The sequence below is a fragment of the Dactylosporangium siamense genome (assembly GCF_016862795.1).
In the GTDB taxonomy this organism is placed as follows: Bacteria; Actinomycetota; Actinomycetes; order Mycobacteriales; family Micromonosporaceae; genus Dactylosporangium; species Dactylosporangium siamense.
Window position 1 is genome coordinate 48339 of the sequence record NZ_BONQ01000128.1, and the last position, 22454, is coordinate 70792.

General features: G+C 73.6%; 19 protein-coding genes. 6 read left to right on the top strand and 13 right to left on the bottom strand.

Going from position 1 to position 22454, the window contains the following annotated elements; translation table 11 throughout:
- Positions 1 to 46 precede the first annotated feature (46 nt).
- From Dsi01nite_RS40935 to Dsi01nite_RS40945, 3 genes are read right to left on the bottom strand one after another with little or no spacing between them, the layout of a single operon-like run.
- Complete coding sequence (locus Dsi01nite_RS40935) at positions 47 to 457, bottom strand: VOC family protein (RefSeq protein WP_203851791.1); 411 nt, start codon at positions 455 to 457, stop codon at positions 47 to 49.
- A gap of 37 nt (positions 458 to 494) precedes the next feature.
- Entirely contained in the window at positions 495 to 2891 is a 2397-nt protein-coding gene (locus Dsi01nite_RS40940; protein ID WP_203851792.1) for an ABC transporter permease, read from the bottom strand.
- Positions 2885 to 3634 carry an ABC transporter ATP-binding protein gene (locus Dsi01nite_RS40945; RefSeq protein WP_203851793.1) on the bottom strand — a complete coding sequence of 250 codons (750 nt, stop codon included), beginning with the start codon at positions 3632 to 3634 and terminating at the stop codon, positions 2885 to 2887. The genes Dsi01nite_RS40940 and Dsi01nite_RS40945 overlap by 7 nt, the downstream gene beginning before the upstream one ends.
- Positions 3635 to 3737: 103 nt before the next feature.
- Between Dsi01nite_RS40945 and Dsi01nite_RS40950 the strand changes: the two genes are divergently transcribed.
- Both Dsi01nite_RS40950 and Dsi01nite_RS40955 read left to right on the top strand, forming a co-directional pair.
- Positions 3738 to 5102 (top strand): condensation domain-containing protein, encoded by a 1365-nt coding sequence (locus Dsi01nite_RS40950; protein WP_203851794.1) that lies wholly within the window; start codon positions 3738 to 3740, stop codon positions 5100 to 5102.
- Between the two features lie 116 nt (positions 5103 to 5218).
- Positions 5219 to 5950, top strand: coding sequence for a LamG domain-containing protein (locus Dsi01nite_RS40955; RefSeq protein ID WP_203851795.1), 732 nt, complete (start codon positions 5219 to 5221; stop codon positions 5948 to 5950).
- A 275-nt stretch (positions 5951 to 6225) separates the two neighbouring features.
- Here the strand turns inward: Dsi01nite_RS40955 and Dsi01nite_RS40960 are convergent, their stop codons facing one another.
- The gene (locus tag Dsi01nite_RS40960) at positions 6226 to 7059 is read right to left on the bottom strand and encodes an ROK family protein (RefSeq protein WP_203851796.1); all 834 of its coding nucleotides are present in this window, start codon (positions 7057 to 7059) and stop codon (positions 6226 to 6228) included.
- Complete coding sequence (locus Dsi01nite_RS40965; protein WP_203851797.1) at positions 7056 to 7433, bottom strand: hypothetical protein; 378 nt, start codon at positions 7431 to 7433, stop codon at positions 7056 to 7058. Before Dsi01nite_RS40965 ends, Dsi01nite_RS40960 begins: the two co-directional genes overlap by 4 nt.
- Between Dsi01nite_RS40965 and Dsi01nite_RS40970 the strand changes: the two genes are divergently transcribed.
- Both Dsi01nite_RS40970 and Dsi01nite_RS40975 read left to right on the top strand, forming a co-directional pair.
- Complete coding sequence (locus Dsi01nite_RS40970; protein WP_275423455.1) at positions 7432 to 8007, top strand: GNAT family N-acetyltransferase; 576 nt, start codon at positions 7432 to 7434, stop codon at positions 8005 to 8007. The genes Dsi01nite_RS40965 and Dsi01nite_RS40970 overlap by 2 nt on opposite strands.
- Before the next feature lie 303 nt (positions 8008 to 8310).
- A complete protein-coding gene (locus Dsi01nite_RS40975) occupies positions 8311 to 8970 on the top strand; it encodes a B3/B4 domain-containing protein (RefSeq protein WP_203851799.1) in 660 nt (219 codons plus the stop codon).
- 61 nt (positions 8971 to 9031) lie between these two features.
- Here the strand turns inward: Dsi01nite_RS40975 and Dsi01nite_RS40980 are convergent, their stop codons facing one another.
- Together Dsi01nite_RS40980 and Dsi01nite_RS40985 are read right to left on the bottom strand one after the other, a co-directional pair.
- Positions 9032 to 10108, bottom strand: coding sequence for a hypothetical protein (locus Dsi01nite_RS40980; protein ID WP_203851800.1), 1077 nt, complete (start codon positions 10106 to 10108; stop codon positions 9032 to 9034).
- An 80-nt stretch (positions 10109 to 10188) separates the two neighbouring features.
- A complete protein-coding gene (locus Dsi01nite_RS40985; protein WP_203851861.1) occupies positions 10189 to 10527 on the bottom strand; it encodes a PadR family transcriptional regulator in 339 nt (112 codons plus the stop codon).
- Between the two features lie 141 nt (positions 10528 to 10668).
- On the opposite strand from Dsi01nite_RS40985, the gene Dsi01nite_RS40990 reads away from it, so the two are divergent.
- Entirely contained in the window at positions 10669 to 12945 is a 2277-nt protein-coding gene (locus tag Dsi01nite_RS40990) for a putative bifunctional diguanylate cyclase/phosphodiesterase (RefSeq protein WP_239136544.1), read from the top strand.
- Here the strand turns inward: Dsi01nite_RS40990 and Dsi01nite_RS40995 are convergent.
- The 5 genes from Dsi01nite_RS40995 to Dsi01nite_RS41015 form a co-directional block, all read right to left on the bottom strand.
- On the bottom strand, positions 12887 to 14071 hold the full coding sequence (locus Dsi01nite_RS40995) for an MFS transporter (RefSeq protein ID WP_203851801.1): 1185 nt from the start codon (positions 14069 to 14071) through the stop codon (positions 12887 to 12889). The genes Dsi01nite_RS40990 and Dsi01nite_RS40995 overlap by 59 nt on opposite strands.
- A gap of 39 nt (positions 14072 to 14110) precedes the next feature.
- Complete coding sequence (locus Dsi01nite_RS41000) at positions 14111 to 15157, bottom strand: hypothetical protein (protein WP_203851802.1); 1047 nt, start codon at positions 15155 to 15157, stop codon at positions 14111 to 14113.
- A gap of 38 nt (positions 15158 to 15195) precedes the next feature.
- Positions 15196 to 19239: a bifunctional nitrate reductase/sulfite reductase flavoprotein subunit alpha gene (locus Dsi01nite_RS41005; protein WP_203851803.1), complete on the bottom strand. Its 4044-nt coding sequence runs from the start codon at positions 19237 to 19239 to the stop codon at positions 15196 to 15198.
- A 104-nt stretch (positions 19240 to 19343) separates the two neighbouring features.
- Positions 19344 to 19811, bottom strand: coding sequence for a nitroreductase family deazaflavin-dependent oxidoreductase (locus Dsi01nite_RS41010; RefSeq protein WP_203851804.1), 468 nt, complete (start codon positions 19809 to 19811; stop codon positions 19344 to 19346).
- The gene (locus Dsi01nite_RS41015) at positions 19801 to 21075 is read right to left on the bottom strand and encodes an MFS transporter (RefSeq protein WP_239136545.1); all 1275 of its coding nucleotides are present in this window, start codon (positions 21073 to 21075) and stop codon (positions 19801 to 19803) included. Before Dsi01nite_RS41015 ends, Dsi01nite_RS41010 begins: the two co-directional genes overlap by 11 nt.
- Before the next feature lie 26 nt (positions 21076 to 21101).
- On the opposite strand from Dsi01nite_RS41015, the gene Dsi01nite_RS41020 reads away from it, so the two are divergent.
- Positions 21102 to 21968 carry a winged helix-turn-helix transcriptional regulator gene (locus Dsi01nite_RS41020; RefSeq protein WP_203851805.1) on the top strand — a complete coding sequence of 289 codons (867 nt, stop codon included), beginning with the start codon at positions 21102 to 21104 and terminating at the stop codon, positions 21966 to 21968.
- Here the strand turns inward: Dsi01nite_RS41020 and Dsi01nite_RS41025 are convergent.
- Complete coding sequence (locus tag Dsi01nite_RS41025) at positions 21958 to 22416, bottom strand: pyridoxamine 5'-phosphate oxidase family protein (RefSeq protein WP_203851806.1); 459 nt, start codon at positions 22414 to 22416, stop codon at positions 21958 to 21960. The two genes, Dsi01nite_RS41020 and Dsi01nite_RS41025, sit on opposite strands and share 11 nt — an antisense overlap.
- Positions 22417 to 22454: the final 38 nt, after the last annotated feature.

Genomic DNA, 22454 nt, shown 5'->3' on the forward strand with positions numbered 1-22454 from the left:
GCTTTCAGGCCGCGGCCGGCAGCTTTCAGGCCGCGGCCGGCAGCTTTCAGGCCGCGGCCGGCAGCTCCACGGACGCCGGCGTCTGCGACATGATCGCGAGCAGCCCGCCGTCCGGGTCGGTGAAGAACGCCATCCACTCCTCCACGCCGTTCTCGTGCCGGTGGATCATGTGCGGGGCACCCTCGAAGGCGACGCCCCGCCCGGTCAGTGCCGCGTGGGCGGCGTGGATGTCCGGCACCCGGAAGTAGAGGATCGACTGGCCGGTGACCGGGCCGCCGCCCTCCGGCCGGCTCAGGAAGAGCCGCGTGCCGGCGCAGTCGAAGAAGGCCAGGTCGCCGAACGTGTAGAGGTGCGTGAGGCCGAGGACGTTGCCGTACCAGTCGACGGCACGGCCGATGTCGCTCACGTGCCGGGCGATCTGCCCGATCCCACCGAGCCGGAACCCGTCAGACTCCATCGCGACCTCCTCGAGAGCACCCACCACGACCATAAACTCACTCGCGGACCGAGGACAGCCGCCCCGGCGGGGTGCGCAGGACCAGCGCGGCCGGCACCACGCTGGCGACGAACGTGATCGTCACGCACGCGCCGGCGATCAGCAGGATCGGGGTCCACGGCACCACGGTGCGCGGGTCGGCGACCAGGTGGACCAGCCCGGCGCGCAGGCCGGCGAGCATCCCCGCGGCGACCAGGCCGGCCAGCAGGACCCCGGTCACGCCGACCAGCAGCGCCTCCGCGCCGATCATCGTGAGGACCTGCCGCGGGGTGCCGCCGCCGAGGCGCAGCACGGCGAGGTCCCGGCTGCGGCCGCCGGTCGACATGACGAGCGTGTTGGCGATCGCGATCGACGTGTACACCAGAGCCATGCCGAGCACCGCGACCAGCGCCAGGTGGTTGAGCCGGCGCTGCTCGGCGTCGCGGGAGCGGAAGTACTCGGCTGCGGTCACGGTCCGCGCGCCGTCCAACGAAGAGGTCCTCGTCAGGTACACCGCGTCCGCGCCGGTGCGCGGGAGGTGCGCGGCCCGCAGCGCCCACGGCAGCAGGACCGTCTGGTCGAGGTCGAGGGACGGCTCGAGGACCGCGACGACCCGGAGCCGCACCGGTGTCGCGTCGTCCAGCCACAGGTCGGCGGTGCCGCCGGTCCGCCAGCCCGAGGCGCGGGCCAGGGCCGACCCGACGACGACGGTGTCGGTGCCCGCGAGGTCGGCGACCGCACCCGAGCGCACCGGCAGCCGCAGCACCGTTTCCACGCCGGGTCCGGTGTACAGCGCGTCGACCTCCTCCGCGTAGTCGTCGGTGCGCACGTACACCACCGACCCGGCCGTCGGCACACCCGTGCCCGGGTCGGCGATCCCGGCGGCACCGGCCGGCAACGCGATGGTGGCGGCGGTGACCCGCGCGGCGGCAGCGCGCTCCGAGGCGTCCCACAGCGTCGCGGTCGCCGCGAACGTCGCCGCCGCGATCCCGACGGTGACGAGGATCGGCGCGACCGTGGACGAGGTCCGCCGGACCGCGGTGCGGGCGTTGTCGCGGGCCAGCGCGCCGGCGACACCGGGCACCAGGAGCCGCCCGACGAGCCAGGACAGCGGCGGCGCCACCACGGGTGCGAGCAGCGCGATCCCGGTGATGGCCAGCTGCGCGTCGAGCAGGACGAGGGCGATCGCCTCACCGCCGAGGCGCGGCACCAGGGCCAGCAGCACCGCGGCGCCGCCGAGGAACAGGATCCCGAAGACCCACCGGCCGGCGGTCATGACCCGCCGGTCGACCGACGCCTCGCGCAGCGCCTCGATCGGGCGGACCCGGCCCGCCCGCCGCGCGGCGACGGCGGCGCCGGTGAGGGCGACGAGCAGGCTCACGCCGAACGCGGCGAGCAGCGGCCACAGGATGAACCGGGCGGTGAACCCGGCGGGCGCGAAGCCGGAGCCGGCCAGCCACGCCGCGAACGGCGGCGCGACCAGGGTGCCCGCGGCGCAGCCGGCGACCCCGGCGACGACGCCCACGATGAGGGCCTCGCCGAGGACGAGCCGGCGCACCTGGCGCGGAGTGGCGCCGGCGGCTCGCAGCAGCGCGAGCTCCCGGCGGCGTTGGGCGACGGCGAACGCGAACGTGCCGGCGACGACGAACACGGACACGAACACGGCGACGCCCGCGGTGGTCCCGAGCAGCGACGCGGCGACGGCGAGCAGGTCCGCGTCCGGGTCGGGTTCGGCGCCGGCCCGGCGGTCGCCGGTGAGGACCGCCGCGTCCGGGCCGACCACGTCGCGGACCTGCCCGGCGGCGACGCCGTTGACGGCGATCGCGTCGACCCGCCCGCCGGCGAGCAGGGCCGCGGCGGGGTCGGCGAGGTACACGGCCGGCGGGCCGGTGACGATCCCCACGACGGTCCACGTCCGGTGCCCCAGCGGGGTCCACGCCTCGACCCGGTCACCCGGGCGGCGGTCGGTCGGGGCGGTGAGCACGACCTCGTCGTCGCCCCGCGGGCCGGCGCCGTCCAACGTGAGCGGGTGCAGCCCCGCACTTGACCACGGGTGCGCGTCGAACGGCGCGCCGGCGACGTCGACGGGGACGGCACGGTCCACGACGACGGTCGCGCCCGGCAGCGCGCCGAGGCGGGCGGCGGTGTCGGCGGGCAGTTGCTGCGGGCGGCGGGTCCGCTGGGTGGACGTGGAGCGCTCCCCGTCGCCCTCGTCGACGGTGATGCTGACCGTCTGGCTGCCGGTGACCACGACGTCGGCCTGGGAGTACCACACCGGCTGACGTCCGTCGGAAACGGTCGACGCGATCGTCAGGCCCGTCGTGGCGAGCAGGCACGCACCCAGCGCGAGCGCGACGAACACGCCCACGAAGGACGCCCACCGGGCCCGCAGCGTCTGCCTGGCGACGCTCAGCACGGCGCCGTCTCCAGATCGGTCATGCGGGCGGCGACGGCCTGCGGGGTCGGGGCCAGCAGCTCGCCGGCGACGCGTCCGTCGGCGAGGAACACGACCCGGTCGGCGTACGACGCGGCGAGCGGATCGTGGGTGACCATGACGACGGTCTGCCCGCCCGCGTCGTCCACTGTGGACGTCATGGACCGCAGCAACCGCAGCACCTCGCGGCCGGTCGCGGAGTCCAGCGCGCCGGTCGGCTCGTCCGCGAACAGCACCGCCGGCCGGGTGACGAGCGCCCGCGCGATCGCGACCCGCTGCTGCTGACCGCCGGACAGCTCCGCCGGCCGGTGCCGGCCCCGGTCGCCGAGGCCGACCGCGTCGAGGACCGCGCGGACCTCCTTGCGCGCCGGGCGGCGGCCGGCGAGGCGCAGCGGCAGCGCCACGTTCTGCTCCGCGGTCAGCGACGACAGCAGGTTGAACGCCTGGAACACGAACCCGATCCGGTCCCGCCGCAGCAGCGTCAGCCCGGTCTCGGACAGCGTCGACAGGTCGGTCCCGGCGACGGTGACGGTGCCGCCGGTGGGCCGGTCGAGCCCGGCGGCGCACTGCAGCAGCGTGCTCTTGCCCGACCCGGACGGTCCCATCACCGCGGTGAACGTCCCGGCCGCGAACCCGAGCGTGACCTCGTGCAACGCGGTGACGGCCCCGTCGCCGGCGCCGAAGCGCCGGTGCACCCGGTCGAGCGAGACGACATCGGTTTCCATGCCGTCAATTCCACCGGCCGGGACCCCTCCGGCACACGCCCGTGCACCAGTCCAACGACGGTAGGGCAGCCCCCACCACGCATGGTCCAGCAGGCCCGACCGCATGATCCGCTACGATCAGCGCCGCGGCGAGGAGGTCACGGTGATGGATCGGGTTGTGGTCGAGTTCGCCGGCGAGGGTGCCGGCGCCGGTGACCTGTCGTGGGGGCAGCAGGACATCTGGCAGGCGATGGTGCGGCAGCAATCGTGGCTGCCCAACGGCGCCTGGGGACCTCTCGCCGAGGGCACGACCGTCGAGGACGTCGCCGAGCAGCTGCGGTACATGATGAGTCGGTTCCCCTCGGCCCGGACGCGGCTGCGGTTCGACGCCGACGGGAAGCCGAGCCAGGTCGTGGCGGCGTCGGGCCAGATCACCCTGGAGATCGTCGAGGCGGGCGGGGACGACCCGGCGGCGGTCGCCGAGGCGGTACGCCTCCGGCTGCAGGACACCGAGTTCGACTTCGCCGAGGACTGGCCGATCAGGATGGCCGCCGTCCGCTCCGACGGGGTGCTCACCCATCTGGTCGTCGTCATGTGTCACCTCGTCGCGGACGGGTTCGGCACCGGGGTGCTGCTGGAAGACCTCGCGACCCGGGTCACGACGCCGATCCCCTCGATGCAACCCCTCGAACAGGCGGCCTGGCAGGCCTCGGCGTCCGGGCAGCGGCAGAACACCCTGGCGCTGCGGCACTGGGACGGCATCCTGCGCGGCATGCCGGCGCGGCGCTTCCCCGACACCGACGCCGTCGCCAGGCCCACGCCGCGGCACTGGCGGGGCGAGTTCACGTCGTTCGCGCTCGGCCCGGCGCTGCGGTCGGTGACCGAGCAGACCGGGGTCGCGTCGGCGCCGGCGCTGCTCGCGGTGTTCGCCGTCGCCCTCGCCCGGGTCACCGGCATCAACCCGGTGGTGCTCCGGCCGATGGTCAACAACCGGTTCCGCCCGGGGCTGGACCGGGTCGTGTGCATGCTCGCCCAGTACGGCCTGTGCCAGCTCGACGTGGCCGGTGTGTCGTTCGCGGAGGTCCTGGACCGGGCCCGGCGCGGGGCGATGACGACGTACAAGCACGCGTACTACCACCCGGTGGAACTCGACGACCTCGTGCGACGGGTGGTCGCGGAGCGGGGCGACGACCTCGAGCTGCCGTGCTACTTCAACGATCGTCGGACCGCCGACGTTGACTCGTCCAAGATCGACGCATCGTTCTTGCGGGAGGCGGTGGCGCGCGGCACGTTCGAGTGGACGACCCGCCAGGACGTGCCGTTCGAGCCGCTGATCGTGCACATCGACGACATCCCGGACGCGGTGCGGGCGATCATCTTCATGGACACGCACGTGGTGTCGCCGGCCGACGGCGAGGCGCTGCTGCGCGGCATGGAGGCGGCGGCGGTCGAGGCGGCCCAGGACCCGAACGCCCCGACGGGCATCTGAGGATCACCACTGCGGCGTTCCCACCCATACCGGACCCTTTAGGGGTCTACCATCTGGTTTGTCCGGTATGAGATCAGCTCCCGGATTGCGGATTTTTGACGTGTACGGGGGAATGCATGGTCTCTTTGACGCCCGGTCGGCGGATCCTGGTGGTGGCGGCGACGGCGGCCGCCCTCACAGGCGGATCAACCGTCCTCGCGACCTCGGCCGGCGCCAGCACCGGCTACTACCCCGTCGCGACCTGGTCGATGAACGAGGGCTCCGGCGCCCACACGATGATCGACACCAGCGGCAACGGCCAGCACGGCGCGATCGGCAACGAGGTCGTCACCGACGTCGGCGTCCGCGGCGCCACCGGCTACCGGTTCACCCGGCTACAACCCGACCGGCCGCCGGCGCACCCCCGGCACCTGGTGACCGTCGCGGACAGCTCCGCCCTGGACCCCGGCAGCCGCGACTACGCCGTCACCATCCGGCTGCGCACCACCTACCAGTTCGGCAACATCATCCAGAAGGGCCAGGCGACCGCCTCGGGCGGGAACTTCAAGTTCCAGATCCCCAACGGCATCGTGCAGTGCCTGTTCCGCGGCTCGAACGGCACCATCATCGTGCAGGCCTCCCGCCGGATCAACGACGGCTGGTGGCACGTCGTGCGCTGCGAGCGGACCGGCTCCGGCGTCGCCCTCACCGTCGACGGCCGCACCGTGGCCCGCCGCGGCGGCTGGACCGGCCCGATCTCCAACGGCTGGCCGCTGTCCATCGGCGGCAAGACCGACTGCGACCAGCGCGACGTCGGCTGCGACTACTACGCCGGCGACATCGACTGGGTCGAGATCGAGGCCCGCTGACCATCGCTCGACGACGCCGTTCGGCCCACTCGACGACACGCCGCTCGGCCCACTCGACGTCGACGCCGTTCGGCCCACTCGACGACACGCCGCTCGGCCCACCGGCCGGGCGGCGTGAGTGGTTTCAGGGCCCGCCCTCACCCGGCAACCGTTGCGATCGGCGGGTCAACGGCACCACATCATGACCGTACACCCATCGACATAATTGATCTCCAATCCCGTCACCCTCCGTAACGCCGACCAGGTCAGGTCGCCAGGCCGGTGACAGCGCCACCCTAGTGCAGGATGCTCGACGGCGGCACGTCCAGCAGCACCCGGGCACCTGCCAGCGGCGCCTCGTCCAGCGTCGCCCGGTGTACGCGCACCGCCTGATACGTCAGGCGTTCCGCCAGCGCCTCCCGCAGCGGCGGCCACAGTCCGGCGCGCTGGGCGGCGATGGCCCCGCCGACGGCCACGGCGTCCAGCCCGGCGGTGAGCGCGAAGTTGGCGATGCCGTCGGCGAGGTGACGGGCGTACGCGTGCCAGAACCCGGCGTCCTCCACCGTCTCCAGGGCCCGGCCGAGGTGCCGGCCCAGCGCCGCGCCGCCGAGCAGCGTCTCCAGGCAGCCGGTCTGCCCGCAGCCGCAGCGCCGGTCGTTGCCGGCGACGAGCTGGTGGCCGGCCTCGGTCGTCGCGGCCACGAAGTGCCCGCCGGCACCGAGCCGCAGCGCCGCGCCGACGCCGGTCGACAGGGTGACGTACCCGCACCGGTCGGTGCCGCGCAGGCTGCCCAGCGCGTGCTCACCGAGCAGGCCGCAGGTCGCGTCGTGGGCGACCCGCACCGGGGCGTCCAATGTGGACTCAAGGTCGCGGCGCAGCGGGCGGCCCTCGTATCCGCGGAGGTTCATCGCGACCCGCACGTCGCCGGCGGCGGTGACCCGGCCCCCGAACGACACCCCGACGGCCGACGGCGTCCCGGGGATGGCGTCCCGCAGCCGGGCCAGCTGCCGGTCGTAGTCCTGCTCGGTGGGGAACCGCACGACGGGCCCGTCGCCGGCGGCCACCCGGGTGCGGGTCCCGCCGACGTCGATCGCCACGACGCCGCGCCCCTGACTCGCGGCACCGCTCATGCGGGCCCGGCGGGCGGATCGATCGCCGCGGGCGCCGGCCACGGGTCGTCCGGCCGGGCCGTGGCGAGCAGCCCCGCGATGAGCAGCGCCATGCCGAGGACGTGCAGCACCAGGAACCCGAAGCTGGCCCCGGCGAGGAGCGCCCTCGACTCCTGCCAGTCGCCGTAGCGGATGACCCGCGGCAGCAGCACCATGTACACCACGTCGGCCACCGCCCCGGCGAGCAGCACCGCGAGGCCGGCCAGACCGAGCGTCCAGGCCCGGTGCACGAGCCGCTTCCGCCGCGCCCACAGCAGCGCGACACCGACGATCAGCGTGGCGATCGCCGGCACGGCGAAGGCCACCTGCGGCACGACGTAGTAGAGGTCCCCCATGCGCACGACCGTAGTCGATGCACCGGCACGCCGTCATCGACGATGGGCGGTCCGGGACGACAATGGGACCATGATCGAGACCCTGCGGCATCCAGTCGAGGACGACCACGCCCGCGTCATGGCGGTCATGGACGAGTGGTGGGGCGGCCTGGGCGGCGAGTCCGGCCACCTGTTCCGCACGTCGCTGCTGCCCCGCCTGTACTTCCAGCACTTCACCGACACCAGTTACCTGCTGGACCTGCCCGGCGGGAAGCTCGGCGCGTTCCTCATCGGGTTCCTGTCGCAGTCCGAGCCCGGGGTCGGCTACATCCACTTCGTCGGGGTCGCGCCGGCGGTGCGGCGCACGGGGGTCGGCGCCGCGCTGTACCGCCGCTTCTTCCTCGACTCGGCCGCCCGCGGCGTCCGGAAGGTCCACTCGATCACCGGCACCGGCAACCAGCAGTCCGTCGCGTTCCACACCCGGCTCGGGTTCACCCTCGAACCGGGTGACGACGAGGTCGACGGGCTGCCGGTGCACCGCAACTACGACGGGCCCGGACGCGACGCGTTCAAGTTCGCCAGGCACCTGCCGTGAGCACCCGCGTCGCGGTGTCAGCCCTTCGGGCACGCACCGCTGCGCGCCGCCCCGGCCGTCCCACGTGAGGTTCAGGTCACCGCCGAACACCGCCGGACCGGCCCAGCCCGGCAGGACGACGCCCGTGACGCGCCGGCACTGGGCGAGCGCCACGGCCACGTCGGCGCCGGGCGAGCGCCACGGACGCGCCGGCACCGGGCGAGCGCCACGGCCACGTCGGCGCGCCGGCATTGCTTTGGTACGCCCGAAAGCCCGCGAAGTGGTCCTTCCCGCCGGCTGCCGCGCCGGGCGACGCTGGAGCGCGTGCAGTTCCGTCACCATCCGCAGCTCCGTGCGGACTTCCCCACGCTCGTCGTCGGCACGCTCCGTCTCGACGGGGTGAGCCCTTCCGCCCCCGCCGACCCGGCGCCGTGGCTCGACATCGCCCGGGCCCGGCTCGCTGATACCTCCGAGGGTCAGCTGCCGCCCATCCAGGCCTGGCGCCGGGCGTTCACCGCGATGGGGCTCAAGCCCACCCAGTACCGCTGCGCCTCGGAGTCGCTCCTGCGCCGCCTGCGCCGCGAGGGCGACCTGCCGTCGCTGCACCCCCTCGTCGACCTGTGCAACGCGGTGTCGGCGGCGTTCGCGATCCCGGTCGCCGCGCTGGACGCCGACCGCATCACCGGCGACCTGGAGGTGCGCCGGGCCGACGGCACCGAACGGTACGACACCTTCACCGGCGACGTGGAGCACCCCGACCCCGGCGAGGTCGTGTTCGTCGACACCGCGGGCCGCGCGCACGCCCGGCGCTGGACGAACCGGCAGAGCGGCCACTCCGCGATCAGCGCCGCGACCAGCCGCGCGTTCATCGTCACCGAGGCCCTGCACGAGGACGCCACCGCCGACGTGACCGCCCTGCTGGCCGCACTGACCGGCGCCCTGCGCACCACCTGGCCCACCGCGACCCTCACCACCACCACATGATCCGGCAGCCCCTTCCGTAGCCCGATCCCACGTGCGCCGTGATCCGGAAGACCCTGTGCAGTCAGGAGTGCACGAGGTCTTCGGGATCATGAGAAGGGGTGGGGCGGGCGCGGGCTGCGGTGAGGCAGGCGGCCGCGACCGCGGCGAGGCCGAACAGCGGCACGGCGACGGCGTCGCTGTCGATGAAACCGACGTACACCGGGGACGGCGGGCCCCAGCGGTCCGGGCTCAGCACGGCGCCCGTGACGATCAGCAGGTATGTCCACAGCACCGGCCGGAACAGGACCAGGACCGCGACGGCCGCGAGGATGGCGACCGTGCCCCGGCGGGCCCAGGACCGGTCGCCGCGCAGCTGGTAGGCGACCCAGGCGACCAGCAACCAGCCGGCAACGGCGCCGGCGAGCCAGCCGGTCACGACGCCGGCGGTCACCGCGGCCGGTTCGGCCGGCCAGATGACGACGGAGACGGGAGCCGCCGATGGGTCCGGCCACATGACCACGCCGGCGGGGTTCTCGGCGGCCGGCAGCGGGCCGGTCACCCAGGTCCGCAAGGTGCCGCGGTTCGCGGTGAACGCGGAGGGGCCGGTGGGCTCGACGGTCCAGCCGGCGGCGGTGAAGCGGGCCGCGGCCGACGTTGAGGTCCAGCCGGCGATGTAGCGGGGGTCGACGGCCTCGACCTTGACGGCCCGGAGCTGCCAGCGGTCGTCGCGGCTGAAACCGCCGACATACGGTTCGCCGATGGCGAGCCCGGCGATCTGGGCCGCGCTCTGGTCGACGCGCAGCGGCGGGGTGGTGCACCAGCCGAGGAACGAGCCGGTCCCGGCGCCCAGCGCGCCGAACACGAACGCGGCGAAGACCGCGACGGCGACCGGGGCCTTCCCGACCGGCAACCTGAACCGCTGCCGCAACCCGCCGCGCAGCAGGTCGACGGTGTCGCGGCGGCCCGGCCGGACCCGGTCGGTGCCGGCGGCGTCGAGCAGCGTGGTGATGAGTTCGTCGCCGTGGCGGCGCCGGTACGCGGCCGGGTACGCCAACAGCAGCCGGCGGTAGCGGCGCTCCAGCCCGGTGACCACGGGCCGCCCCGGCATCGTGGGCCCCGTCGACGCGGCGACCGCGAACCCCTCCGACCCCGCCGGCAACGCCGACTCCGACTCCGACGACGACCCCGAAGACGCCGACGATGAAGCCGATGACGATGAAGACGACGATTCCGGCGTGGTCATGCGAGACCCGGCAGGGTGACGTTGCCGGTGGCGCGGCGGCGCAGGCCCGCGGCCGCCGCGTTGGCGTTGCGGCGCAACCGTTCGACCTCGACGCTGAGCCGGCCGGCGCCCTCGTCGGTGAGCCGGTAGTAGCGGCGCAGCCGCCCGTCCACCGCTTCCTCCCGCTCGACCGCGATGAGCCCCTGCTCGGTCAGGCGGTCCAGGGCGCCGTAGAGCGTGCCGGCGCCGAGCACCACGGTGCCGCCGGACAGGGCGGTGACCTGCTGGAGGATCCCGTAACCGTGCAGCGGCTCGCCGGTGAGTGCGGTCAGGACGAGAAACGTCGGCTCCTGCATTGGCGGCATGACCAGCAAATTACAGCCGCCGCGATATTACGTCAACCGTAACGTAGGAAACCGCGGTCGTGCGGGGCAAAGGCTCATGGCAGCATTCTGGTGGTCGATGTCCCTGGCGACGGCACTGGACGAGGAGACCGCATGGGCGCACTGCGACAGCTGCGGGCGATGTCCGGGCTGGTGCGCGCCTCGTGCCTGATCCTGGCGGTCTGCGCGGTCTGGTTCACGGTCAACCTGGTGACGCCGGTGGGGCCGCCGGTGCTGCTGTGGCTGCCGACGCCGGTCGGTGCGCTGCTGCTCACCGCCGCGTTCCGCCGCACGTCGAAGGCCCAGGCACTGCCCGCGCCGACCCGCCGGTTCTGGGGGCACCTGAGCATCTCGGCGTTCCTCGTCGGCGTCGCGCACACCCTGCAGGCGATCGACGTGCTGACCCATCCCGACGAAGGCGGCGCGTACAACGGACCCGGCCTGCTGATCTTCGACAGCGGGGCGATTCTGATGATCGTCTACGCGCTGTACCGGCTGCCGCTGTCCGCCCGCAGCGCCGGGGAGCGGCTGCGGGTCACCCTCGACGGCGGGACCGTCGTGGCCGGTGCCGCCGTGTTCATCTGGCACTTCCAGACCAGGGTGGCGCTCGGCACGGACGACCGCAACCAGGTCGTCGGCTCCCTGATCCTCGGCGTGCTCGCCCTGGTCGTGGTCCTGGCGGTGGCGAAGGTGATGCTGTCGGGGTTCGAGTTCATCGACAAGTCGGCCCTGCAGTGGCTCGCGTTCGCGATCTTCGTCGGCGCGACGAGCTCGCTGTTGCAGCCGCTGCTCGCGCCCGGGCACCCGCACCTCATGGTCACCCAGGTCAGCATCCCGGTGGTGTGCTGCCTGGCGTCGTTGGCCGCGGAGCGGCAGCGCCTCTCGACCGGCCGGGCCGTCGCGGTGCGGCGCCGCCGGCCGTTCAGCCTGGTGCCCTACGCGGCCGTCGCGGCCGTGTACGTCCTGCTGGTCCTGGAGACCTGGTTCGGCACGCAGCGCGACCAGAAGATGGTGGTCCTCGGCGCGGTCACCCTCACCGCCCTGGTCATGGTGCGGCAGGTGGCCGCGTTCGTCGACAACGGGCGGCTCGTCGCCCGGCTCGACCACGGCGCCACCCACGACGCGCTCACGCACCTGCCCAACCGCACGCTGTTCGGGCAGCGCCTCCACGAGGCGCTGCAAGCGCCCAACGCGCAACGGGTCGCCGTCGCGCTCATCGACCTCAACGACTTCAAGGAGGTCAACGACACCCTCGGCCACGAGGTCGGCGACCTGCTGCTGGTCGAGGTGGGGCGGCGGCTCGCCGGCTGCGCGGACACCGGGCACACCGTCGCCCGGCTCGGCGGCGACGAGTTCGTCGTGGTCATGCCCGGCGCCGACCCGCAGGCGGCCGGCGTCGCCGCGGACCGGATGGCCGCCGCGCTGTGCACACCCGCCGTCGTCAACGGCCACGAGCTGCCGATCTCCGCCAGCATCGGCATCGCCGACGGCCGCACCGGCGACGACCCGAGCCTGCTGCTGCGCCACGCCGACATCGCCATGTACGCGGCGAAGAAGCGCGCCGGCACCACCTACCTGCACTACGACAGCGCGATGACGGAGCCCGGCGACGACCATTCGCAGCTGCGGGAGGCGATCGCCGGCGGGCGGTGTTTCCTGGTGTACCAGCCGATCGTGTCCCTCGACGACGGCCGGCTCGCCGGCGTCGAGGCGCTCGTGCGCTGGGACCACCCGGAGCACGGCGTCCTGCCGCCGGACACGTTCATCCCCGTGGCCGAGCGCACCGGGCTGATCGTGCCGCTGGGCCGGTTCGTGTTCGCCGAGGCGTGCCGGCAGTTCGCGGTGTGGCGCGAACACTACAAAGACGCTCCCGCCGTGCTCAACGTCAACGTGTCCCCGCGGGAGCTGCGCGAGGCCGGCTACGCCGACTTCGTCGCGGCGACCCTCACCACGCACGGCGTCGAGGCGTCCCGCGTCGTGCTGGAGATCACCGAGTCGCTCGCGCTGGACCTGGGCCCGGCCGTCGCCACCCTCCACCGGCTCCGCGCGCTGGGCCTGCGGATCTCGCTGGACGACTTCGGCACCGGCAGCTCCACCCTGCGGCTGCTGCACGACTGCCCCGTCGACGAGGTGAAGCTGGACCGCTCGTTCACGCAGGCGCCGCACGGCCGGGCCCCGGTCGCCGCCGCCGTCATCCAGCTCGCGCAGGCGCTGGGGCTGCATGCGGTCGCCGAGGGCGTGGAGACGCCGGCGCAGGCGGAGCAGCTGCGGTCACTGGGCTACAGCACGGCGCAGGGCTACCATTTCGCCCGCCCGGTGCCGGCCGCGCAGCTCACGGAGTGGATGACGGGTGCTCCGGTGACCGCTCAGCCGTCCGGACTCGTCCGATGAGGACGGTGATGCTCAGCGCCACCAGTACCACCGCCGCCAACGCGAATCGCAGATCGACGGCTCCGGCGAGCGCGCCGATCAGGGGCGCCGCGACCAGATAGCCGGGCCACTGCCCCATCACCACGACGGACACCCCCTCGCCGGCGGTGAGGCCCGGCTGCTCACCGGCGAAGCCGAGCACCGTCGGTGTCACGCAGGCCATCCCGAGCCCGAGCAGCCCGAACCCGGCCATCGCCGCGGCCGGGTGCGGCACGAGGAGCGCGAACGCGAGGCCCGCCGCGGCGACGAACGCGGACCACCGCACGAACCTGACCCGCCCGACGCGGCCCGCGAGCCGGTCACCGCCGAGCCGGGCGGCGACCGACGACAGCGACAGGCACGTGTAGGTCGCCGCGCCGACGGCCGCGCCCGCGTGCAGCGTGCCGGTGGCGTAGAGGGCGCTCCACTGCGCGCCGGCCATCTCGGTGAACGCGGCCAGGAACGCGACCGCGGCCAGGAGCACCAGCTGCGGCGTGAACCGGCGCTTCGCGCCGGCACGACGGTCGGCGCGTTCGGTGTCCGGCAGGTGGCGGGCCGTGGCGAGCAGGAGCACGCCCATGCCGGCGCTGGTGCCGGCCATCTGCGCGGCGGGGGTGATGCCGGCGCCCGCCGCGACGGTGCCGAGCAGCCCACCGGCGAGCATGCCGACGCTGAACCCGGCGTGGAACGTCGACAGGATCGGCCGGCCGTACGCCCGCTGGACCTCGACCGCCTGCGCGTTCATCGGCGTGGACAGCAGGTTGGCCGCGAACCCCCACACCGCCAGCCCGACCAGCAGCGCCGCGACCGTGGACGCGGAGGCGAGCAGCGGCGCGTTGACGAGGATGACGGCCGCGCCGATGAGGGCGAGGAGCCGCGTGTTGACCCGCCCGATGAGCACGGCGACGATGCCGAGCGACACGACCTCGCCGACGTTGGTGGCGACGTTCGCCAGGCCCCAGCCGGCGTCGCCGAGCCCGACGGCGTGGCGCACGTCCGGCACCCGGGCCGACCATCCACCGATCGCGATGCCCATGACGACGAAGAGCACGGTGACCGCGGCACGCGCCCGCCGTGGCACGGTCGCCGGCGCTTCGATGACGGTCATTGCATCGCGCGTACCCCGGCGGCGGGCGCGCGAAACGGGCTACTTCAGCGTGAGCTTCTGCTGCGGGCTGCTGTCCAGCTTCAGCGTGGTGGGCTTGCCGTCGCGGGTCAGGGTGCCCTTCGGCTCGAACCGGAACGTGAGCGTCTGCACGGAGCCCTCCGCCACGTCCATGCGCACCTCGTCGTGGATCGTGTAGTCGGTGATCGCCTGCCCCCGCTCGATCTCGGCGCTGGCCGCCTCCACCGCGATCGCCTTGCCGTTCGCCGTCACCTGCAGGCTCTGCTTCAGGTCGATCGTGCCCTCCAGCACCCCGATCCCGCTGACCTTCAGCTCCACCCACATCCGCAGCCAGGTGTGCCCGGCCGGGGCCCAGGTGCCCTTGGCCCGGTGGTCGAAGGGTTCCAGCGCCGCCGACACGGTGATGTCGACGTAGGTGCGCTTCGGCTCGCCGCCGATCTGCCCGACGAGCTGGTAGGTGACCTCGCCGTACGGGCGGGCCTTCAGGTACGCGGCGACGGCGCCCGCCCCGACCGCCCCGGTGCGCACGTCGACGCTCTGGTCCTTGTCCCGGTCCGCGACGACCAGCGTCACCGCGGCCCCGGCCGGCACCAGCGCCACGATCACCGAGTCGGGCGTGATCATGCCGGCGACGGCCCGGGCCTGCTCGCCGATCCGCAGCCGTGCCGTGACGTCCGGCGACGGATCGCTCTTCACGCCGGGCACCGCGGCGAGGCGCACGAACAGGAACTCCTTGCCGGCCCCGGCGGCGATGGTGCCCGTCGCGTCCCGGGACACCCCGGTCGCCGACTGCATCTTGCCGAACTGCGTGACGACGGCCGGCTCGAGATGATCGGCGGCGCCGACCTCGGTGAGCCGCACCGCGTAGTCGGGCCCGCCGATGGCGGCGTTCGCCGGCAGCTGCTTCGCCGCCGGGACCGCGATCCCGCCGCCGGCGACGACCGCGAGGTCCTCGGCCACCGTGGCCTTCGTCGACGCCGCCGCGGCCGGTGCCGGGACCTCGTCCCCGGTGCAGCCCGCCAGCAGCCCGCACACCAGGACAGCCGCCGCCCCCAACACCCCGCGCATTGCTCCCCTAACGTCGAAGACGCATCACCTTAGCGGTGTCAGTACACGTCGCGGACGTAGCGCTTGTCGGCGGCGAGCTGCTTCACATATGCCTCGGCGGCGTCCGGGGTGAGGTGGCCGTGGGCGACGGCGATCTCGCGCAGGGTGCGGTCGACGTCCTTCGCCATGCGGCTCGCGTCGCCGCAGACGTAGAAGTGGGCGCCGTCCTGCAGCCACGACCACAGCTGCGCGCCGTGCTCCCGCATGCGGTCCTGGACGTACACCTTGTTGCGCTGGTCGCGGGAGAACGCGAGGTCGAGGCGGTTGAGGGTGCCGGCGTCGCGCAGCGCGAGCAGCTCGTCGGCGTAGTAGAAGTCGGTGTCGCGGCGCTGCTCGCCGAAGAAGAGCCAGTTCGCGCCGCGGGCGCCGCGGGCCTGGCGTTCGTGCAGGAAGCCCAGGAACGGCGCGACGCCGGTGCCCGGGCCGACCATGATCATGGCGGTGGCGGGGTCCGCCGGCGGGCGGAAGTGCGGGGCCCGCTGGACGAAGACCGGGACCTCGCCGCCGGCCGGCAGGTCGGCCAGGAACGTGGACGCGACGCCCTTGCGGATCTGGCCGCGGATGTTGGGGAACCGCAACACCGACACGGTGAGGCTGACCCGGGTGGGGTCGAGCAGCGGGGTCGAGGAGATCGAGTACTGCCGCGGCTGGAGCCGCTTGAGCACGCCGGCCCATTCCTGGGCGGTGGCGTCGACCGGCCACTCGGCGACGACGTCGATGGCCTGCCGGCCCCACGTCCACTTCGCCAGCTCGCCCTGGTTGTCGGGGCGCAGCAGGGTCTTGAGCTGGGGGTCGCCGTTGCGTTCGGCGACGAACCGCAGCAGGTCCGGGCTGATCTTCGCGATCTCCAGGCGGCGGTGCAGGGCTTCGGTCAGCGGGAGCGTCCCGTGCTGGGCGAGCTCGACGGGGTCGTCGGCGCGCAGGCCGGTCACCTTCAGCCACTCGCCGACCAGGTCGGGGCAGTTGACCGGCCAGACGCCGAGGGAGTCGCCGGCCTCGTAGGGCAGCACGCCCTCGTCGGTGGCGAACGTGAACTGCCGGACCTCCTTCGCCGACCCGGGCAGGCTCAGCAGCCGGTTGCCGGCCAGCTGGGCCGTCACCGGCGCGTTGCGGGTCGGCACCGGCAGCGCGGCCCGCCGGGCGGGCGTGGCGCGCAGCGCGGAGATGACCTGGTCGAGCCAGTCGGCGGCGGCGGGCTGGTAGTCCGGCTCGCAGTCGACGCGGGCGGTGAGCCGGGTCGCGCCGAGCTCGCTGAGGCGGGCGTCGAGGCGCCGGCCGTGGCCGCAGAAGTCGTCGTAGTTGGAGTCGCCGAAGGCGAGCACGGCATACCGGCGGTCGTCGAGGCGCGGTGTGTCCGGCCCGTCGAGGGACTGCCAGAACGCGGCGCCGTTGTCGGGCGCGTCGCCGTCGCCGAACGTGCTGGTGATGATGAGCAGGTCGGCGGGACCGTTGAGGGTGTCCACGCCGACGTCGGCCATGCTGCGCACGCTCGCCTGCCAGCCGGCCTCGGCGAGGCGCTGGCCGACGACGCCGGCGAAGTCCTCGGCGTTGCCGGTCTGCGACGCCCACAGCACCTGGATCGCGGGCCCGGCCGCCTCTTCCGTGGCGACCACGACGGCGGGTGCGTTCGCGGGGATCCTGGAGTACCGGCCGGCGAGCAGGCCGTTGACCCACAGGATCCGCTCCGGCGCGATCGGCGCGGAGCCGGGCAGGACCGGGACGGTGGTGTGGTCCGGAGGGGCGGCGGTGAGCGCGTCGAGGAAGCCGGCCAGGTAGCGCTTCTCGTCGTCGGTGAGTTGGGGCGGCGCGACGGGCAGCCCGAGCATCTCGCGCAGGTCCGACGTATCCGAAGTTTCAGCCTTGTCAGGCACCGCGGCCACGCGGGTCAGGGACACCGCGCAGACCTTCAGCTCCGGCTGGAACGAGATCGGGTCGACGGCGTCGTTCGTGACGGCGTTGATGCTGAGGTATTCGCCGAACAGGTCGTTCCAGTGGAACGGCGCGAAACAGCCGCCGGGCATCACCCGGTCCGTCAGGACGGCCGGCAGCACCGCCCGGCCGCGGCGGGACGCGACCTCGACCCGGTCGCCGTCGCGGACCTCGAGCCGCGCCGCGTCCGCCGGGTTGAGCTCCACGAACGGCCCCGGGTTGAGCTTGTTGAGCTTGCCGACCCGGCCCGTCTTCGTCAGCGTGTGCCACTGGTGCTGCAGCCGGCCGGTGTTGAGCAGGAACGGGTAGTCGTCGTCGGGCAGCTCGGCCGCCGGCAGGTGCGGCCGGGCGTGGAAGACCGCGCGCCCGCTCGGCGTCGCGAACGCCAGCCGCGGCCGGGTGCCGTCGGGCGCCTCGAGGAGGCGCTGGCTGACGCCGTCGTTGAGATACCGGATCGGGTTGCGGGCGTCCGCGCCGGGCGCCGCCGGCCACTGCATCGGGCCCTCGCGCAGCCGGTCGTAGCTCACCCCGCGCAGGTCGTAGCCGGTGGCGGGGTTCCAGAACGCCTGCAGCTCGGTGAAGATCTCCTCCGCGCTGGAATAGTCGAACGCGGCGCCGTGCCCCAGTTCGGTCGCGATCCGGGCGATCAGCTCCCAGTCGGGCAGCGCGTCCCCGGGCGGCGGCACGGCCCGGTGCACGAGCGTCAGCGAGCGCTCCGAATTGATCATGATGCCGTCGGTCTCGCCCCAGATGGTCGCGGGGAGGATCACGTCGGCGTAGGCGTTGGTCTCGGTGTCGCCGTACACGTCCTGGGTGATGACGAGCTCGGCGGCCTCCAGGCCCTCGATGACGGTGCGGCGGTTGCCCACCGACGCGACCGGGTTGGTGCAGATGATCCAGCAGGCCTTGATCTTGCCGTCGGCCATCTGCTGGAACATGTCGACGGTGCCGGTGCCGACCTCGGTGCGCAGCGTGCCGCGCGGCAGCGCCCACCGGTCCTCGACGAACGCCCGGTCCTGCTCGACCAGCACGGACCGCTGACCGGGCAGGCCGGGGCCCATGTAGCCCATCTCGCGGCCGCCCATCGCGTTGGGCTGGCCGGTCAGCGACAGCGGCCCGCTGCCGGTGCGGCAGATCGCGCCGGTGGCGAGGTGCAGGTTGACGAGGGCGTTGGTGTTCCACGTGCCGTGCGTGGACTGGTTGAGCCCCATCGTCCAGCAGCTCACCCAGTCGCCCGCGGCGCCGATCAGCGCGGCGGCTTCTCGTATGCCTTCCTCGGAAATGCCGGTTATTTCGGACACCCGTGCCGGGGTGTAGTCGGCCAGGAACGCGGGCATCGCCGCCCAGCCGTCGGTGTGCGAGGCGATGAACTCCTCGTCGATGTCGCCGGCCTCGACGAGCAGGTGCAGCAGCCCGTTGAGCAGCGCCAGGTCGGTGCCGGGGCGGATCTGCAGGAACAGGTCGGCCTTGTCCGCGGTCGCGTTGCGTCGCGGGTCGACCACGATCAGCTTTGCGCCGGCCTTGATCCGGTCGAGCATCCGCAGGAACAGGATCGGGTGGCAGTCGGCCATGTTCGCGCCGATGACGAGGAACACGTCGGCGTGGTCGAGGTCGTCGTAGGACCCGGGCGGCCCGTCGGAGCCGAGCGACAGCTTGTAGCCACTGCCCGCGCTCGCCATGCACAGCCGCGAGTTCGACTCGATCTGGTTGGTCCCGATGAAGCCCTTCGCCAGCTTGTTCGCCAGGTACTGCGCCTCGAGGGTCAGCTGCCCCGACACGTACAGCGCGACCGCGTCCGGCCCGTGCTCGTCGATGATCGCCCGCAGCTTCCGTGCCGTCTCGGTGATCGTGGCGTCCAGGTCGGCGTCCTGCGGCGCGGCGCCCCGCTCCCGGCGAACCCTCGCGGTGCCGAGCCGGCCCGGCGCGGCCAGCATGTCGGCGCTCGTCGCACCCTTGGTGCACAACCGTCCGCGGTTGGCCGGGTGCTCCTTGTCACCGGCGGCCTTGAGCACCTTCGGCCGGCCGTCGGGTCCACGGCCGATGTCCAGCACCATCCCGCAGCCGACGCCGCAGTACGAACACACCGTCCTGACCTGCGTGTCCAGTGCTGTCACACCCCACACCCCCGCTCGGCCGACACCGTCGCGTCGACCGTGACGCTGGAGGGAGCATAGGAATGGCGCGTTACGCCCGCGTCACACCGATCATCGCCGCGTCGTTACGCCGGTCCCACATCGATCCCGGTCCCGGTGTGAAGGCGCTCCAGCACCACGACCGGGATCTCGCGGGCGGCGGCGGCCCGGTACTGCTCGTATCGCGGGAAGATCGTCACCATCGCCTGCCACAGCGCGGGTCGCTCGTCCGCCGTCGCCGTCCTGGCCCGCGCCGCGAACCGCTCGGTGCCGACCTGCAGGTCGACCTGGGGTGTGTCACGCAGGTTGAGATACCAGGCGGGATGCCCGTCCGACCCGCCGTTGGACGCGACCACGACCAGGTCGTCCCCGGCGCGGCCGTAGATCAGCGCGGTGCGGCGCAGGACCCCGGATCGGCGCCCCCGGACGGTGATCAGGAGCGTCGGCAGCCCTTGATACAGGTGCCCCTTGGCGCCGCCGCTGTCGACGTAGGTCCGGATGTGCTTGGCCACCCAGCCGGTGGCACTGTCCACGATTGGTTCTTCAGTCGTCATCGGCGTCGATGGTACGGCGGTCCGGCTGGAAATCGGTCAGCTCCCGCAGGCGCCGGACCGGCGACAGCACCAGCGCGAGCGGCGCGGCGAGGACGGCCGCGGCGAACAGCCACAGCGTCACCCGCCCGCCCAGCGGCCCGGCGAGCGCGCCCGCGACGAGGCCGCCGACGGGGATCGCGCCCCACGACACGAACCGCACCGTGGCCATCACCCTCGGCAGCAGCTGCGGCGGGCTGGCGATCTGCCGGTAGGTCCTGGTGGTCACGCTCAGCACGACCACACCACCGGCGAACACGACGTTGCCGGCCGCGAACGCCGCGTAGGCCACCCAGCCGGTGCCGGCCGGGATGAGCGCGGCGCCGGCGACCGCGGTGAACCCGGCCCAGACCAGGGCCCGCGCGGACCCGAGCCGGCGGGTGATCCGCGGGGTCAGGGCCGCCCCGACCAGGGAGCCGATCCCCTCCACGGCGAGCAGGAACCCGACCAGCGCGGCCGGCGCGTGCAGCTCGCGGACCAGGTACAGCGGGTAGACCGCCAGCTGCGCCCCGCAGACGAAGTTGACGGCGGTGGCGGTCCACATCCCCGGCCCCATCACCGGGTGCCGGACCACGAACCGCCAGCCCTCCCGGATCAGGCCCTTCTGGCCCTGGTGACCGCGGACCCTGCCGCCCCGAGCCGGCAGGGTCCGCAGCAGCGCGGCGGAGACGAGGTAGCTGACGGCGTCGACCAGCACGGTCACGACCGGCCCCAGCAGCTGCACGAAGAGCCCGCCCGCGGACGGCCCGCCGAGCTGCGTGGTGGCGTGCGTGGCCGACACCAGGCTGTTGCGGGCCTGCAGCTGCTCCCGCTCGACGATCTCCGGCAGGAACGTCGCGTTGGCCACGTCGAAGATCACGTTGGCGAAGCTGATCACGAGCGCCACGACGACCAGCTGCGCCACGCTGAGCCACCCGAACCACCAGGCGAGCGGCACCGACCCGACCGCGGCGGCCCGGGCCAGGTCCGCGCCGATCTGCGCGCCGCGCAGCGGCAGCCGCTGCACGAGCACCCCGGCCGGCAACCCGATCACCAGCCAGGCCACGTATCCGGCCGCGGCGATGAGCCCCATCTCGAACGGCCCGGCGTCCAGCACCGTCAGCGCCGTCAACGGCAGCGCGACCGCCCCGACCGCCGACCCGGCGCCGCTGGCGGTCCCCGCCGCCCACCAGGTCCAGAACACGCCCCGCTTCGACAGATCCGGCTGCCGCTCCATGGTGAGTTCCATAATGGAACGCACTATAGTTGGTGCTCGTGGACCGCGCTGCCCTCACCGACGCCGACTGCGGCATCAGTCAGGCCCTCGGCGTCATGGGCGACGGCTGGACGTTTCTGATCGTGCGTGACATCGCCGGCGGCACCACCCGCTTCGACGCCCTGCAGCGCGCCCTCGGCGTCAGCCGCCGCGCCCTCACCGAGCGCCTCGGCCGGCTCGTCGAGCACGGCGTGCTGCGGCGCCGGGAGTATTCGGCCCACCCGCCGCGCTACGACTACCTGCTCACCCCGAAGGGCGAGGGCCTGCTACCGGTGCTGGTCGCCCTGCAGGACTGGGGCACCCGGCACGTCATGGGCCCCGGCACCCTCACCGCGACCGCCGACAGCGCCTCCGCCGAGGCCCGCCGGGTGCGCGCCCTGACCGGCCGGCGCCTGCCCGGCGTCACCCTCACCGCCCACGACGGCACCCTGGTCGACCTCGGCGCCCAGGTCTCGTGGACGGTGCTCTACTGCTTCCCGGGCGCCTTCGCCCCCGACGCCCACGGCTACCCGCCCGGCTGGGGCGACATCCCCGGCGCCCCTGGCTGCACCCTCGAGTCGCTGACCTATGCCGCCCGCCACCCCGCGTTCCTGGCCAAGGGCGCCGCCGTGTGCGGTGTGAGCACCCAACGCCCGGACCAGCTCGCCGCGTTCGTGGCGCACGCCCGGCTGCCGTTCCCGCTCCTGTCGGACCAGGACAGCGCCCTGGCCGCCGGGCTGCTCCTGCCCACGTTTCGCGCCGCGGGCGTCGACCGGCTCAAGCGGCTGACCCTGCTCGTCGACCCCACGGGCACGATCCGCGAGGTCCAGTTCCCGGTCACCGACCCCGCCGCCTCCGTCGACGAGGTCCTGGCCCTCATACCGTGACGGCCGCCCGCCCGTCGGGACGGCTGTCCGGGTCGAGGATCCAGTGCTCGCGGATCGTCGCCCGGTACATCCGGTAGATCCCCTCGCCGGTCACGTCCTCGATCTTCACCCGCCGCCCGCCCTTCGGCAGCGCCGCGGCACCGTAGGCGGCCGCGACCGCCGCGACCGCCTCCCCCGTCACCTCGGCGGCGACCCCGCACATGTACACGGCCATGCCGTCGCCGGGTTCGACGCGCGAGTCGTACACCACCAGACTCACGTCGGGGCGCTCACCGATGTTGCGGGAGTGCCGCGCCTCGGGTGATGACATCCAGATCACCTCGCGATACCCGCTCAGCGTGTAGAACACCGGCGACACCCACGGCGTACCGCCGCCGTCGGCGGTGCCGAGCACCACGTAACGATTCCCGTCCAGCACCGCCCGCGCGACGTCCTCGAATGCGACCATCCTCGCAGCGTATGACCGACCCGCCCGCGCCGCCCGCC